The sequence below is a fragment of the Pseudomaricurvus sp. ABR4_320 genome, from assembly GCF_056159445.1.
Genome location: NZ_JBSWVF010000011.1, coordinates 52,646 through 67,935 on the forward strand (window position 1 = coordinate 52,646; position 15,290 = coordinate 67,935).

Consider the following 15,290-nt stretch of genomic DNA (forward strand, 5'->3'; position numbering starts at 1 on the left):
TATGTTTTCGAAACCGATACCGTTGGTTTCCGCGGTTGCTTTGGCAATGTCCTTGTCGATAACCGCGGCTAATGTCGCCGCGAATGCTCCAGAAGAAGCCAAGATCACCGGGGTAGAAAATCCCGCCTCTGCTGGTGAGCCAAAATCAAACCAGTTTTGGTGGCCGGATCAATTGGATCTGAGCTCTCTCAGGGCTCACGGCGAAGAGTCCAACCCCTACGGTGATGATTTCAATTATCGTGAGGCGTTTTTAACGTTGGATTTGGAGGCGGTCAAAAAAGATATCGCTGCGACGCTGACCGATTCTCAAGACTGGTGGCCAGCAGACTACGGCACTTACGCACCGTTTTTTATCCGCATGGCATGGCACGCTGCAGGGACTTATCGGGTCAATGACGGCCGTGGCGGTGCTGGCGGTGGGCAGCAGCGTTTTGATCCTCTAAACAGCTGGCCAGACAATGCGAGTCTGGACAAGGCTCGCAGGCTGCTCTGGCCGGTGAAGCAAAAGTATGGGAAGAACATTTCCTGGGCGGATTTAATGGCTCTGACGGGCAATGTCGCGTTGGAATCCATGGGGTTTAAAACCTTCGGTTACGCCGGTGGACGGGAAGATGACTGGGAGCCGGACTACGTCTATTGGGGGCCGGAAACCAAAATGCTCACCGATACCCGACGCGAAGGCAAAGGTAAGCTGAAAGGCCCGCTGGCCGCGATTGAAATGGGACTGATCTACGTCAATCCCGAGGGGCCAGGGGGCGTCCCAGATCCTCTGTTGGCCGCTGAAGATATCCGTTTGTCTTTTGGTCTTATGGCGATGAATGACGAGGAGATCGTCGCCCTTATCGCTGGCGGGCACACCTTTGGTAAGGCTCATGGTGCGCACAAAGCCGATTGTTTGGACGAGGCGCCCGCGGCAGCTGACGTCGAAAACCAGGGGCTGGGTTGGAAAAATAACTGCGGTAAGGGGCATTCAGAAGATACCATTACCAGCGGACTGGAAGGTGCCTGGACGGTAACGCCAACCCAGTGGACGACCAATTATCTGGATAACCTGTTCACTTTCAATTGGGTGAAAACCAAGAGTCCCGCCGGTGCGACACAGTGGGTGCCGGATGATGATGCCACTGCCAATATGGTGCCTGACGCCCATGTTGAAGGAAAGCGTCACAAGCCCATTATGTTCACCACCGATATTGCTCTGAAAGAGGACCCGGAATTCCGCAAAATCGCGGAGCGTTTTCGCGCCAATCCCGAGGAATTTGAGTTGGCGTTTGCCAAGGCCTGGTTCAAGCTGAATCACCGTGACATGGGGCCGCGGGCACGCTATCTCGGTGCAGAAGTGCCGGAGGAAATTCTGTTGTGGCAAGACTATATTCCCGAGGTTGATCATAAACTGGTCTCCGAGCGCGATATCAAAAAGCTGAAATCCCAAATACTGGATACCGGACTTAGCGTTCCAGAATTGGTGCGGGTCGCCTGGGCTTCTGCCGCGAGCTATCGGGGTACGGATATGCGCGGTGGCGCGAATGGTGCCCGCTTGCGTCTCGCACCTCAGAAGGACTGGCCGGTGAACGATCCTAATGAGGTTGCCAAGGTGCTGTCGAAGCTAGAGGGCGTGCAGGAAAGCTTCAATAAAAAGTCTGGTAAAAAACAGATCTCTCTTGCTGATACGATTGTTCTCGGTGGGGCTGCTGCCATTGAAAAAGCGGCAGAAGACGCCGGATATGATATTACCGTTCCGTTCACGCCAGGGCGTATGGATGCCAGTGCCGATATGACGGATGTAGAGTCATTCGCTGTACTGGAACCGAAAGCCGATGCCTTCCGCAATTACTTTACAGAGGGTGCCTACTGGGGGCCCGGTAAAATGTTGGTCGAACGCGCCGACTATCTCAATCTGAGTGTGCCCGAAACCACAGTACTGCTTGGTGGAATGCGGTCCCTTAACGCGAATGCCGGTGGTAGCCAGCATGGTGTCTTTACCGATAGGCCCGGAACTCTGAGTACTGATTTCTTCGTCAACCTACTGGATATGTCGACTGAGTGGAAAAAAGGAGAAGAGAAGGGTGTCTACGAAGGGCGTGATCGCGCATCAGGTGATCTGCGTTGGACGGCAACAACGGTTGACCTGATCGTGGGTGCAAACACCGAATTACGGGCGATCGCTGAAGTCTATGCCTCTGATGACAATCAGCAGAAGTTTGTGGATGATTTTGTCGCAGCCTGGGTCAAAGTTATGCAAAACGATCGCTTTGATTTGATGTAAGTTTATGGCCTGCTTAGGCAGGCCTTTTTTCCCGCGTGCCTCGCGCTAGTGCTCATTCATCATTGCAAAGTAATTGTCCAGCTGCTGCTTTAGTTCAAGCATTTCTTTATTAATTTGCTCTTTTTCCGGTCCGTCGTAGGTCAGTCCTTCCAGCAAAATACGAGACAGACTTTTGCTCACCCGTCTTAAGGGGCTTCTCATCTGGCTGTATTCTTTCGGCAGCGGCTTCATGGTCGCGTTTTCTTGCTTGGCGGCTTCAATCCCGCCTTTCTTAACCGCGTCTATGATTTTTTTTGTTTCTTTAACCGTCTTGTCGGCAATCAGTGGCAGAATTTCTTCTTGAGCCTCTTTGTCGAGTTCGATGATGGCGTTGGTTTGGCTGGCATTTAACTCACCCAGTCCTCGTGCACGTTTTACTGATTCAGAGGCCAATTCATCCCGTTTAATGGCGCTTTCAATCACTGATTTTGACAGCCCGGTTTTTTGTGCCGTAATGGCAGAAAAGGAATTGCTGTCGGCTGGGGTTTCGCTCTCTTCTTCTGCTGCTGGCTTGTCTTTGTCTGTTGCCGTGGCTTCTTTGGGCGAAAGGTTGATCTTAGTGGCTTCTGGATTCAGGGTTTCGTAGATTTCCCTGCCGCGATTTAAGCATTTTTCGAGCTCTAATTTGTTCAGAGGTGCCCGCACCAGGTTCTCATCGATGGAGATCAGTTCCTGTTCCAGTTGACCTCGGTCGACGACGATGACATCCACTTCAGTCCAGCCCAGCTCGCTCACTGCCTGAAAACGACGGGCGCCGGCGAGGAGTTCGTTGTTTTCATTAACGGTGAGTGGGTGGATTAGACCAACGTTCTCGATGCTCTTCTTGAGCATTTCGACATCGGTATCGAATCTCAAATACTCGCTGTTTCTGGTTATGTCTGACAAGTTACGCTTTGCAAATTCCACGCATGGACCCCCGGATTTTTGAGGCCGCTATTGTAGAAGTTTTATGCGTCGCTTCAACCGTAATGTCAGTGATCATGATTCTCGCCGAATACCTTTGCTAACGGCGACAGCAAAAAGAATCAGCAGCGATCCTGCCCCCAGTCTAAACAGACTCTCGGCACTCGTATCCCTGGCTTCTCCGAAGATAAACAAGGATGCAAACATCGCCAGAGGGACCACGGCGTTGTTAAACGCCGCCAAAGCACCAGCATTGGTGAGCGCTGCGCCTTTATTCCAGAGGAAGAAGCCCACGCCGGTTGCTACCAGTCCCAAATAGCCCATAACCAGCCACTGAGTCATGCTGGCATTGAGAGGAAACGGTGCGCGTTGGGTTACCAGTAAAATACTTGTTACAAAAATGACAGCACCGAGATAGAGAAAGGCGAAGCTGTCGCGATCGGCGAGTTGTGGGCGCGACAGTTTCCAGTCTCTGTAGGTAACTTGCCCATAGGCAAAGCCTAAGTTGGCGATCTGCATGAGCACAAAACCAAGCCAAATATCCTGCTGTTCGAAGCTCTGCCCCTTAATGGCAGCGGCGCCCGCGACAGATAATAACGCCGCAAGGAGGTACCAGGGCGTGAATCGGCGTTGACGAAGATCGTAGATCAGCACGATGTACAGTGGTGTCAGTATGGTAAAGAGCGCGACTAAATGGGACGGCAGAAAACGGTAGGCTGACATATAGCAGGTGTACATGAGACCGTATTGCACAGCGCCGATGGCAATAAGCTGTAATTTTTCCCGGCCATTGGTTCGATGCAGTTTTAAAAACGGTGCAAAAACCAACAGCGCAAACAGCAGCCTGGCATCGGCAACTTGCAGAGCGTCTAATCCCTTTACAGCGCTTCCAATTAAACCGAAGGAAAATGCCCAAAGCAGGGAGGTTATGGCGAGATAAGTCATCGAAAGTCGCTTAAAAATTTACCAGGAATAGGTGACGCCTAGGGAATATTGGTCGCCCCTTCCAGGCGTTCCAGGGACCTCTTCAAAGGCTTCGTCCCACAAGTTGTCCACGGCTGCATAGAATTCAACACCTTGCAGCTGTGGCGGTGCCACGGTGACGGTCAAATGGGTAAAGAATGCTTGATCGTCGCCATTGCGCAGTAGGTTTTCTTCCTGCTGTCGCCACTCATTGTCGATTTGCACTTCGATCATATTGGTCGGATTCCAGATGATACCCAGTGTCACCCGGTGATCGGGGTAGTTCAGCGCGTAAAAGCTGGCATCGATACTTGTCGCGCCATAGTCTTCTGATTTATCCAGAAAGGTATAGCTGGCAACGATGTCTGCGTTGGCCAGGTGGTGGCGGGAAATCAGTTCCAGCCCCTGGGTTTCAATGTCGACCTGATTCGCTTCGCGAGCGGCGGTGTTGCTATAGCTGTAGGTCCAGTCAGTCAGGTCCTTGTCCCAGCGATGAAACAGTGCCGCGTCGAGACGCCAGTAACTGTTGCGAAGACCAAACCCCAGCTCCAGATTTTTGGTGATTTCACGTTCAAGATTATAACTACTGCGGAATAACCCAGAGGAATCGCTGCCGCCAATCGCTTGATAGCCCGCCACTTGACTTGCTTCTGAATAGGAGATGTAGAGGTTGCGACGGGTGCCATCGGCCTGCAGCTGTTGCCAGTGAATATCGCCAATAACAGTCGTGTGAGCATCGTCGCGATTGGTGTCGTCGTAGGCCGCTCCCAACCTGAGCGTCAGCTGCTGATCACCGTTTAATGGGAGTTGATAGGCCGGCAGCACGCTGACCTTATAGGCGTCACGAGAGGTAAAATTATTTTCCAGGCTGCTAGATTCGATCGAATCAGACGTCACCTGAGTCGCATAATCGATTGCGACCCGATCGGTCAGGCGATGTTTTCCGGCAATTCCCAATGATGTGTTCTCAGTCTCGTGATGCCCTTCGAACGCGCTGGGGTTCTCCCGGGAATAAACATAATGGTCCGTGTGGCGGCGGTAGTAGCCTGTGATCTCGACGCTGCTGTCGATGTTGTAGGTCTGTTGGTGATTCAGTACCAGCAGGCGGGTTTTCAGGTTTTCTGTTTCATGAACTCCGAATGGCGTGTAGAGATTGGGCCAGCCGAAGAATTTTTCCTGATAGCCGAAAAAAAGATCACTTTGTGAGGAGGGACCCGCCAGCTGAATACGACCCGCTGCCCGGTAGTAGTTATGATCCCCATAGTCGATACTGCCGTCGCTCTCTGAGCGGGAATACTCACCTTCGGCACCAAGCTGCCAATTGGTACTATCCGCCAGCGGCATGGTATTGGCTGTGTGTATTCGCTGTAGGTTGAAAGCGTTCGTACCCACGCCTGCGGAAACGCTTCCCCCCGCCTCGACAGGGCGCCAGTTATAGTCGACGGTGCCTACAGAGCTATTGAATCCGTAGAGCGCATTGTCGGCACCGGTAAGCACGTTGGGTTCGCTCAGCATCTCTGGGGTAATCGGAATCTCTGCAAAGTAATGACCGGTTTGTGGGTCAACCAGTGTCGCACTTCCAACCCGAAAGCCGGTGTTTTCAAAAATGCCTCCACGGATCGAGACATCTGCCTGTGCTTCCGCCATGTTGCGTGATTGCAGATCGATACGCGGGTCGTATTCCAAGTTGGAGACGGGAGAGCCATAAGTCCCTACGGGTTGCGTATTTGCCGTTGCCATACCCTGTACGATGACTTGTTCGAGGTTTTGGGTTTGCTCTCTTTCTTCCTGCGCGCTTGCCCCCACGCAAGACACGCTGAATGCCAAGGTCAATGCACCTTGCGCGATTTTGCTCATAATACTCTTCTCTGTGTAACAACCGTGTTTTTGGCAGCGGCGTTGACGCGCTGCGCTTCAGAAATGGAATCGGCTCCCCAGTGGCGGGGCGGAGGATTTTATCGCATTTAGTGATGCTTGGCGTAGTTGCTGCTGATGGGGCGCAAGAGAGAAAAGAATGTTGGTCAGATAGCGCAGTGCAAGCTCAGGTCGAGGCTGGTGTCCGTTTAACGGTGAAACGTAAGGCAAGGGGCTGTTGTGCAACCCCTTTGTTGTAGATCTATTTAGTCTGAGTGGGGAGGGTAGTCTACATACCCCACCATTCCTCCTCCGTAATAGGTTTCCTTGTCGGGGGTGGCAAGTGGGTTGCTTTGTTTAAAGCGCTCAACCAGATCTGGGTTGGCGATAAAGGGTTGACCGAAAGCTGGTAGGTCAATCAGTCCGCTGTCGACCCATTCTTGAGCGCGCTCGAGAGTCAGGTCTCCCGCTAAAATCAAAGACGTCGATTTTAGGTCTTTGCGACAGGTTTGCAGAAGTTGTTGTAAGGCATCATGTCGGACCTCCGCAGACTCATCGGCAAGGAAAAAATTCGTCTGATCCATAACATGCACATAGGCGACTTGCCGCTCTCCGAGTGCAGCGCAGAGGGCTCCGTAGGTTTCATCGATCTCATCGTAGAGTGGCATGCTCATTAACTGACCATAGGGAGAGATGCGAATTACCACGTTGTCCGGTCCAATTCTGCTGCATACCGCATCGACAACTTCTAAAACAAATCTGAGGCGGTTGTCGAGATTTTGAGAGCCGTAGCAGTCATCGCGATCATTCACTTTAGGGTTTAAAAATTGTTCCAGCAGGTAACCATTGGCGCCGTGAATTTCAACACCATCAAAGCCCGCATCCACTGCATTGGCAGCGGCCTGCGCAAAGTCTTGTACCACTCTGCCGACCTCGTCGGTGCTCAGTCGCCTGGGTGATGATGTCGGCACAAACCCAGGATCACCATGGTCGTCGTAACCAAAGGCAAAGGCAGATTCGGCGGGTTTATCCGTCGAGCTGACCGGGGCTGCTCCATTTTCCTGAATGGAGGTGTGGGAAACGCGACCGACGTGCCAGAGTTGCGCGAAGATTTTACCTCCTACGCTGTGTACAGAGTCCGTCACCAATTTCCAGCCGGCGATCTGCGCTGCTGAAAATATCCCAGGGTTGAAGAGATATCCTTGACCTTCCCTGGAGATAGGCGTGCCTTCCGAAATAATGAGCCCGGCTGTCGCTCTTTGGGTGTAGTAGAGCGCAGTCAGTGGGGTTGCGCGATCTTCTGGTGCTCGTGAGCGGGTCATGGGCGCCATGACAAATCGATTACTGAGTTGTAGGCGGCCCAACGGATAGGGGGTAAATAGACTCATTGGTGATTCCCTTAAGCATGGTGAAACACTGAATTGGCCGGAGGTCGGCCTCCGATCATTCTCGTGAAGAGGAGTATATTTAAGAATTTTTGGTTTATCTGAGGTGTAAATTACGAGGTTATGTGAAATAAATTCATCAATAGGTGCGTCATGCATTCATCTGAACGGCTTAAAGGAATTGATGTCTTTGTTACGGTTGCCGATCTTGGGAGCTTCACAGCGGCTGGTGACCGCTTGGGGCTAACCAGTTCTGCGGTCAGTAAGGGAATCGCGCGCCTGGAGCGGAGAATCGGTGCGAGGCTTTTTCAGAGAACGACACGGCGGTTATCTCTAACCGCTGAAGGTGAGCTGTTTTATCGGACGTGCGCCAATGTCCTTACTGAGCTGGAAGAGGCTGAATTGGCGGTATGCAAGACTGGCAACGAGCTTCATGGTCGGGTACGAATAGACCTGCCTGCGTCCTACGGTCGGCAGCACGTATTGCCTCTTATTATGGAGTTCACTGAGCCTTACCCTCTGTTGCAACCGATCATCTCGTTTACTGATCGCCTCGTGGACCCGGTTTACGAGGGGATTGATGTGCTGATCAGAATCGGTGGGTCAGACGTTTGGTCTGCGATGTTGGGGCATCGGTTTCTTGGGCGGCAAAAGTTGATATTTTGTGCCGCTCCTCGCTACATCGCTGAAAATGGATCTCCGAATTCCGTTGCAGATCTCGATTCGCACAGTTGCATCGGCTATCTGCAGAACGATGGGATGGTCAGCCCTTGGTCATTTCGAGGTAAAAGGCCTGGAGATCTCGAGCGACGTCAGATCAACCCGAGATTTGCTATCGGCGACGGTCAGGGAGAAGTGACGGCAATTCTCGCTGGTCAGGGGATCGGGCAATTGCCTACCTGGTTAGTGCACCGCTATGTGGCAAGTGGAGAAATGGTCGAAGTGCTGCCCGATTTTTCCGTTGAAGAAATGCCAATTAACTTGGTTTGGCTGAAAAGCCGGGAAAATATGCCGAAGGTAAAAGCGCTGGTGGCCTTTTTAGCGGAACGCCTTGGCCCGGAAGGTGCCTTAGTAACCACGGTAAAGCAAACAAAGCGCTAGGTTATCAGCATGGGTGAAAAATCCGTGACATCTGTCTCAACACAGAGATTTAGCAAAAAGATCTATGTAGAATTAGACGTTCTGGTGATAGACATTCCCTTCCGGTACATTTGTCTCTGCCCTTTTTGTTGACCCCCGCCGATACGCGCACGGAACACCGCATGCATGACGACGCTCCTCTTTATCTCAAGGCTATTGAAGAAGTTGATGGCCCGAACCGGGATCCCGCCCTCTGGGCGAAATTTCTGGTCTTAAATGACGGGGACGAATCCAAGGCTCGATTTGGCTACATCCGCGCCCGGGTAGAACAGCAGACCGGCAGCCGATTGACCGATATTGAACCGCAGCTTATCGACACCGAATCCGTGCTGGAGCCGGACATTCCGCAGTCCGACGCCGCACATGCCGCGGCACTTGAACCCTCTGAGGGGGAGGAGCCCTCGGCAGATAAGGAGCCTTCAGCCGATATGGAGCCTTCAGCCGATATGGAGCCTTCAGCTGATAGGCACTCAGCTGATAGGGACTCAGCTGATAGGGACTCAGCTGATAGGCACTCAGCTGATAGGCACTCAGCTGATAGGCACTCAGCTGATAGGGACTCAGCTGATAAGGAGCCCTCAGCCGAAGTAGAGTCGAAAGCTGATCAAGCGCTTTCAGCGAGTAGCGAGCTAACGGTAGAAAAAGAGCCCTCAGCTCAAAAAGAGCCTTCAGCTCAAAAAGAACCTTCAGCTCAAAAAGAGCCCTCCGTAGATGCGGGAGAAGCGGACAGTGCCTCGGATTCGGCTCAACTCCCTGAGGCAAGCTTGACGTCAGAGCCCGATCGGGAAGACGACGTCACACACCAACCGGCCGAGTCAGAGGCGAAAGAGGCGTCGCCAGCTCCGGAAGAGTTGGATGCCCTGCAAAAGTTATTTCAACGCTCATTGCCGGATTTGATGCCCGACAAGCCGGTAGACGCGCCTGATGTTCAGCCTGAGCCCAAGTCTTCAGGGGATGAGGGCTATACCACCATCGACTTGATGCGTGCGTTTGATCGGCGTGGTGCGCTCAACAGTGCCTTTCAGAAAGCCTATCGTCCGGCCAGTGAATACGCCAATCTCACCGGCCACGAACTGGATGACGTTATTCAGGCCATCAAATACAAAGAGTTGCGCGGTTGTCGACAGGACCATACCTGGTATGTGCTGCGTGATGAGCCTATCAATCCTGTAGAGGGTAACGAAGCCGCTGCCGAAAGCCCCGGTGATGATTCGCAAGAGCATGAGGCGATTCTGGCCGGCCCCATGATTGATACCGACGTCTATACCTCGCAGCAAGACGACGATCAGCTCTATGTATTGGAAGAGGGAAAGCCGACGCTTAACCTTTCCGCTTGGGTGCCTCTTGATGATTTCGCACAGTCGAAAGGTTGCTCACCCGATGAAATATTGGGTTTGGCAGAAGCGGGTGAATACACCGCTCGCGAAACCGATGAGGGATGGCTGATTGCGGAGCCTTCAGCTCATGAAGAGCCTTCAGCGGGTAAAGAGCCTTCAGCTTATGAAGAGCCATCAGCGGAAACCCAGGCAGAAAAACATGAACCGCTCTTGGAGGAAAAGTTCTCCGCCATCCAAAAACCCTCAGCATTAGAAATATCCGACGAAGAGCCGCTGACGCCACTGGAGCGTCTTGCCGCCAAAAGGCAGCGCGAAAGGTCGGCATTGCAGCCCGACACTAACGAATCAGTATCCAAGCCCTCGTCTGTTGCTCGTGATGACGAGATTCCTCTGATCGCCCGACGGGATGTCGACGAACTCCCATTCCAGAACGAATCTTCTGACAATCCACCGGTCGCTGAAAAGAAGGCCGAAAGACGTCCAGAAGAACGTCGCCATTTACAACTTTGGTTGCCCATCAATGCCTTCGCTCGTGAGCGAGGGTTGACCAAAGACAAAGTTATGGAAATGGTCAAAGAGGGGCAATTTCAGACACGCTATGAAAACGGCAATACTTATGTTGCCGAGCCGCTTCCGGTCAAAGAAACGGTTTTTCCAAAGGTGGCTCCTCAAGCTGAAAACAAGTCGGATTTTTCCGAAGATATTCCCGGGAGCTTCTTTAGTTTTCTAACACAAGGGCGTTTTGGGTTGGGGCGTACTTACTGGTTGTATCTGGTGCTGATTACAGCGGCGTTTGGTGCGCTCGCGTATTTACTATGGCCTAATCAAGAAAGTTTGGCGCCAGCCGTGTTGGCATTTCTCTACTGGCCTCTGCCCGCACTGGGTGTCTGGCGTGCAGCGAGTCGCTCACGTGGTTGGCGGTTATGGGCTGGTTTTTCTAAGTTGACCGTTCTCTTGGGCTGGCTCGTTTACATTCTCGTCTTGTTGGTTTTGTCCGCCAAATTTATTTAGGGGCGTCTCCCGTAATTCATTTCTTGGATTCAATTGGCAGGAAGCTGTATATCTACATTTTTGTTCGTTGGCTGACGCAATAATGTGTTTGACGCCTCTATTCTGAAAACTTCTTGTCATTCGGCTGAGCCTATTATTTACTCGTAAGCTCACTGTCAGGGAGGCCCTCAAGGGGACGAACGATGAAATCATTCTACAAGGATGTAGCCGCCAGTATTGGCATCGGCTTGCTGGTAATCGCGCCTGTCTATTTGTCGATTCTTTTGTTACTAAAAGGTCTGAATACGTTGGGCTACGTTCTGCATCCATTAATTGTGATGCTTCCGGATGGTCTGCAATCAAAGACACTTTTCTCGTTGTTCGCTTTACTTCTGATTACCTTCGTTATTGGTATGGTGCTGAGAACGGCGCTCGGACGACGGGCGAGAATGTCGCTCGAAAAATCACTGTTTACCAGAATCCCCGGTTACTTGATGCTTAGGGATTTTACTCGCCGCCTATCGGGGCAAGCCAGCGAAAAAACCTGGAAGCCCGCGCTGGTTGTCACCGATGATGATGCGCTAATGCCCGCGTTTATTATCGAGGCGTTGGAGGATGGCCGTTACACTGTGTTTGTACCGTCGGTGCCAACACCTTTTGCTGGTGCGGTGTTTATCTACGAGCATCAACGAGTACACGAAGTGGATATGCCTTTTCCTCAAGCGCTACGGGTGATTTCCCATTGGGGGGAAGGGGCAAAGGAAATGGTTGCTGCCATGGAAAAGGCGGATCTCTATCCAAGATCTGCATGAGCTAAAAATTGCTGAGTCTGTTGCCATGAAATTGCGGTGCAACACACACGCCGTACCTGCTCTCTGGTAGGCTCGATGCTATATCCCTAATGCATGCGGTTTGCTTTGCCGTGAACTTATTTATTTCAGCGGTTTAATGAGCGAAATGTTCGTGCGAATTTCTAGGTAGGTTCTAAGCGTAGAATTCAGTGTGCGGTTACAAGATGATGGTTAGCCCATTATGGGGGCGATGTCAGTGATCTTGAGTCTCTTAGGGGCTCTTCTCAATCTCTTTAAAGCAACCGAACGGTAGCGAAGAGCCGGAGTGAGTAAAATGGGGCAGTGGTTATGCGAAAGTTAACCGTGATTCAGCATATGTCGCTGGATGGAATTATTCAGGGGCCTGGGTCTGCTAAGGAAGACCGCGATGGTGGTTTCGAGTTTGGTGGTTGGATTTCTCCCTATAAAGATTCAAGCATTGGGGAAGCCATCGTCGAGACGCACGGTGATTCACTGGATCTAATATTGGGGAGGCGGGTTTACGATATCTGGTCCGACTATTGGCCTCATCAAGAGAATAACTTCGCCGCGATTTTCAATGCCGCAACCAAATATGTGATAACCCATCGTCCAGAGAGTTTGACCTGGGAGCCGTGCCAAGCCGTTGGCCCTGACATTATTAACGGTGTCAGTGCGATTAAATCTCAGTCGGGGCCTTCTCTCATTTGCTGGGGGAGTTCGACGGTTGTTCCGGAAATGTTAGACCATAATCTAGTGGACGAATTACTGCTGTTCGTATATCCGGTTCTATTGGGGAGCGGAAAAACGCTTTACGGAAGCGGCTCTCGTCCTTGTTCTTTGAATTTAACTCGCTCTTCTGTCTCAGCGAGTGGTGTTATGATCAAAAGCTACAGCAAAATTCCATCGTAATTTCTATGCGACTTGAGTCGTAGAGCTAGGATCATTTAGTTGTTATTATCTGCCGAAAATCCCTCAAGTAACGAATAAAAAAATCGTAGATCGATTTTGCTTAAAATCAACAGCTTATTATGTGAGTTTTGGAAAAAGCTCTTGTCTTAATCTTTCTTTATCAAGAAAAATAAAATTTCTATATTGCCCCACCGCGCTAAAACACAAAAAAAGCAATAACAGGGGGCAAGATGCCACAGATTCGTCGTCGTTCAATTCTGATACCTTCCGTTTTACTGACTTCCGTAGGTCTAATAAACGCCGCTCATGCTGAAATTGAGTTGGTGAGTGTGGATACTCCCACCGGTCCCGCCAAGGTCAGCTTGGGTGGCTATGCCAAAGTCGATGTGCGCCATGTTGACGGAGATATCGCTTATCAAGATTACTGGATTGGAAATTTCCCCGGAGGCGAAGCTCGCGACACCTCCCATACCGGATTCAACGTCAAAGAATCCCGCGTAAATCTGAAGATCGAACACAGCGAAGTATCGGCGTTTGTCGAGTACGATTTTTATGGCGGAGATGGCAATGAAGTTGTCAGTAATTCTTCCAGTCCTCGATTAAGGCATTTCTACATCGCCTACAAAAACTGGCTTGCTGGTCAGACGTGGACCACGTTTATGCCGACCGAAGTTTTGCCGGAAACCCTGGACTTTGGTGGCCCTCACGTGGGTGAGGTTTTTATTCGGCAAGTGCAAGTGCGTTATACCGCAGGCCCTTGGCAGTTCTCTCTGGAAAATCCAGAAACCAACGGTGATGGAGATGTCGGCGAGCCTTCCAGTGGTGTTGGTGTGACCGGCGATGAAGCGGATCCCGATGAGTCCATTCCAGATTTTGTTGCTCGCTACAATTACAAAAATGATTGGGGATCGTTTTCCGTCAGTGGCTTGGTTCGAAAAGTCGACCAGGGCGGTATCGATGATACCGCTGTTGCCTTGAATGTCGCAGGTAAAATTAAAACCTTTGGCGAGGACGACTTCCGCTTTCAGTTAACCACAGGCGACCCAGGGCGCTATGTCAGTGCGGGCTTGACGCCTGACGTGGTGATCGACCCGGCTTCCGGCGATACAGAAGTTGAATCTACAGATGCCTTCACTGTGTCGTACCAACACCAGTGGACTGGCGTGGCTCGCTCTACGGTTTTCTATGGGCAGGCAGAAACAGATATTCTTGAGCGTCAACGTTTTCACTGGGGTGTTAACTACATTACGGATGTAACACCTAGCCTCAGTGTTGGAGCGGAGTACGGTAAGTACGCGATCGATGATGAAGGCATGGATGCTATCGATTCCGACTACCTACAGTTTAGCGCGAAGTTTTCGTTCTAAGAAACCTCTGATTAATTACCTGCGTTGCCATCGCTGCGTTAAAAATGGACTCAAAATGCTCATTTACAACACGTAAACCCGAAGGGTCGGTCCCAGCGCTTTTCGGTCATTTTTGCCTTGCGCTAGCCGCCTCGCCGACATTAATCAGAGGTTCCCAAAATAATTTTGTTAACAGCAGGCTTTTAAATAAACCCATTTAGGTCTGCTAAGAAAAACTCTGATTAACGTGGTAATGGCTGCGTTAATCACAGGTTTCTTAATAAAAGTATTCTTTTTTGGATTGCATGGCGTCGCGGATAAACTCAATCAAGAGTTTGATGCGCAGACTGGGTAGTCGACTGCGTGGATAGACTGCATAAATGCCAAGTCGTTTACCGACATGCTCGTCCATAACAGAAACCAATGTGCCGGAGAGTAGCTCTTCGTGAATGAGTGCTCTGGGTAGATAGGCGATACCCAGTCCGTTCAGCGCTGCTTGTTTTAAGGCTTCCAGTTCATTGGCTGTAATACTGCCTTTTACTTGAACCTGTAGATCTTCTTCGCCACGTTTTAAGGCCCATAACGCAGGCCCTGCGCCTTCGTACTTATAGATCAGGCATTCATGGTCTGAGAGGTCTTCGGGCTCTTTGGGGGTGCCTCGTTGTTCAATGTAAGAGGGACTGGCGCAGATGATCCACTGAGAGTCGATAAGGCGACGGGCAACGAGATTGGAATCTTCCAAATGGGCGGTACGAATCGCTAAGTCGTAACCGTCTTTGATGATATCGACAAAGCCATTGCCCGCGGTCAGTTCCACAGAAACATCCGGATGTTCTGCGCAAAAACGGGAGATAGCATCGTTCAAAATAACGCGAGAGGATACCACTGGCATGGTGATTTTGATGTTGCCCCGCACACTGTCGCCATAGCCGGTAACGGCATCTTCTGCTTCGTGCAGTGCCAATTTCGCTTGTCGGGCCTTTTCATATAGAACGGTGCCGGCATCGGTGAGGCTAAGCTTGCGCGTACTGCGATAGAAGAGTTGCGCGTTTAATGATTGTTCTAGGCGTGAGATACGTTTGCTAACGACCGAGTTGCTCAGTTCACGTTCTTCGGCAACTTGGGAAAATGACCCGGCTTCTACCACATAGGTAAACAGCAGGATGTCATCGGCCCTAGCGCCATTCTTATGATTCTTCATGGCATTATGTAAGAAATGGAAAAAATGTTAACGCAATTTGATCATATACCAGTCAACACTGAATTGATATTGTCCCGTCGCCCGATTGCTCAAAAAGTTAAATAAGCATTCGCGTGCCGGACAATTTCCGTATTGGTTTCTAGTC

General features: G+C 51.0%; 11 protein-coding genes. 6 read left to right on the top strand and 5 right to left on the bottom strand.

Annotation, left to right across the window (positions count from 1 at the left end; translation table 11 throughout):
* Position 1 precedes the first annotated feature (1 nt).
* Positions 2 to 2,266, top strand: coding sequence for a catalase/peroxidase HPI (katG, locus tag ACXAFR_RS19550; RefSeq protein ID WP_475179885.1), 2,265 nt, complete (start codon positions 2 to 4; stop codon positions 2,264 to 2,266).
* Positions 2,267 to 2,311: 45 nt separating this feature from the next.
* Here the strand turns inward: katG and ACXAFR_RS19555 are convergent, their stop codons facing one another.
* From ACXAFR_RS19555 to ACXAFR_RS19570, 4 genes are all read right to left on the bottom strand, one after another.
* Entirely contained in the window at positions 2,312 to 3,211 is a 900-nt protein-coding gene (locus tag ACXAFR_RS19555; protein WP_475179887.1) for a ParB/RepB/Spo0J family partition protein, read from the bottom strand.
* 72 nt (positions 3,212 to 3,283) lie between these two features.
* Positions 3,284 to 4,153, bottom strand: a complete 870-nt coding sequence (locus ACXAFR_RS19560; RefSeq protein ID WP_475179889.1) for an EamA family transporter — start codon at positions 4,151 to 4,153, stop codon at positions 3,284 to 3,286.
* 18 nt (positions 4,154 to 4,171) lie between these two features.
* Positions 4,172 to 6,028, bottom strand: coding sequence for a TonB-dependent receptor plug domain-containing protein (locus tag ACXAFR_RS19565; protein WP_475179894.1), 1,857 nt, complete (start codon positions 6,026 to 6,028; stop codon positions 4,172 to 4,174).
* A 263-nt stretch (positions 6,029 to 6,291) separates the two neighbouring features.
* On the bottom strand, positions 6,292 to 7,413 hold the full coding sequence (locus ACXAFR_RS19570) for an alkene reductase (protein ID WP_475179897.1): 1,122 nt from the start codon (positions 7,411 to 7,413) through the stop codon (positions 6,292 to 6,294).
* Positions 7,414 to 7,563: 150 nt separating this feature from the next.
* On the opposite strand from ACXAFR_RS19570, the gene ACXAFR_RS19575 reads away from it, so the two are divergent.
* The 5 genes from ACXAFR_RS19575 (at position 7,564) to ACXAFR_RS19595 (ending at position 13,965) form a co-directional block, all read left to right on the top strand.
* A complete protein-coding gene (locus ACXAFR_RS19575; protein WP_475179900.1) occupies positions 7,564 to 8,511 on the top strand; it encodes a LysR family transcriptional regulator in 948 nt (315 codons plus the stop codon).
* 161 nt (positions 8,512 to 8,672) lie between these two features.
* Positions 8,673 to 10,898, top strand: coding sequence for a hypothetical protein (locus tag ACXAFR_RS19580; RefSeq protein ID WP_475179902.1), 2,226 nt, complete (start codon positions 8,673 to 8,675; stop codon positions 10,896 to 10,898).
* Between the two features lie 182 nt (positions 10,899 to 11,080).
* Positions 11,081 to 11,689 carry a DUF502 domain-containing protein gene (locus tag ACXAFR_RS19585; protein ID WP_475179905.1) on the top strand — a complete coding sequence of 203 codons (609 nt, stop codon included), beginning with the start codon at positions 11,081 to 11,083 and terminating at the stop codon, positions 11,687 to 11,689.
* A 327-nt stretch (positions 11,690 to 12,016) separates the two neighbouring features.
* Complete coding sequence (locus tag ACXAFR_RS19590) at positions 12,017 to 12,598, top strand: dihydrofolate reductase family protein (RefSeq protein WP_475179907.1); 582 nt, start codon at positions 12,017 to 12,019, stop codon at positions 12,596 to 12,598.
* Positions 12,599 to 12,828: 230 nt separating this feature from the next.
* Positions 12,829 to 13,965 (top strand): DcaP family trimeric outer membrane transporter, encoded by a 1,137-nt coding sequence (locus ACXAFR_RS19595; protein ID WP_475179910.1) that lies wholly within the window; start codon positions 12,829 to 12,831, stop codon positions 13,963 to 13,965.
* A gap of 256 nt (positions 13,966 to 14,221) precedes the next feature.
* Here ACXAFR_RS19595 and ACXAFR_RS19600 read toward each other — a convergent pair whose 3' ends face one another.
* Entirely contained in the window at positions 14,222 to 15,145 is a 924-nt protein-coding gene (locus ACXAFR_RS19600; protein WP_475179912.1) for a LysR family transcriptional regulator, read from the bottom strand.
* Between the last annotated feature and the right edge of the window lie 145 nt (positions 15,146 to 15,290).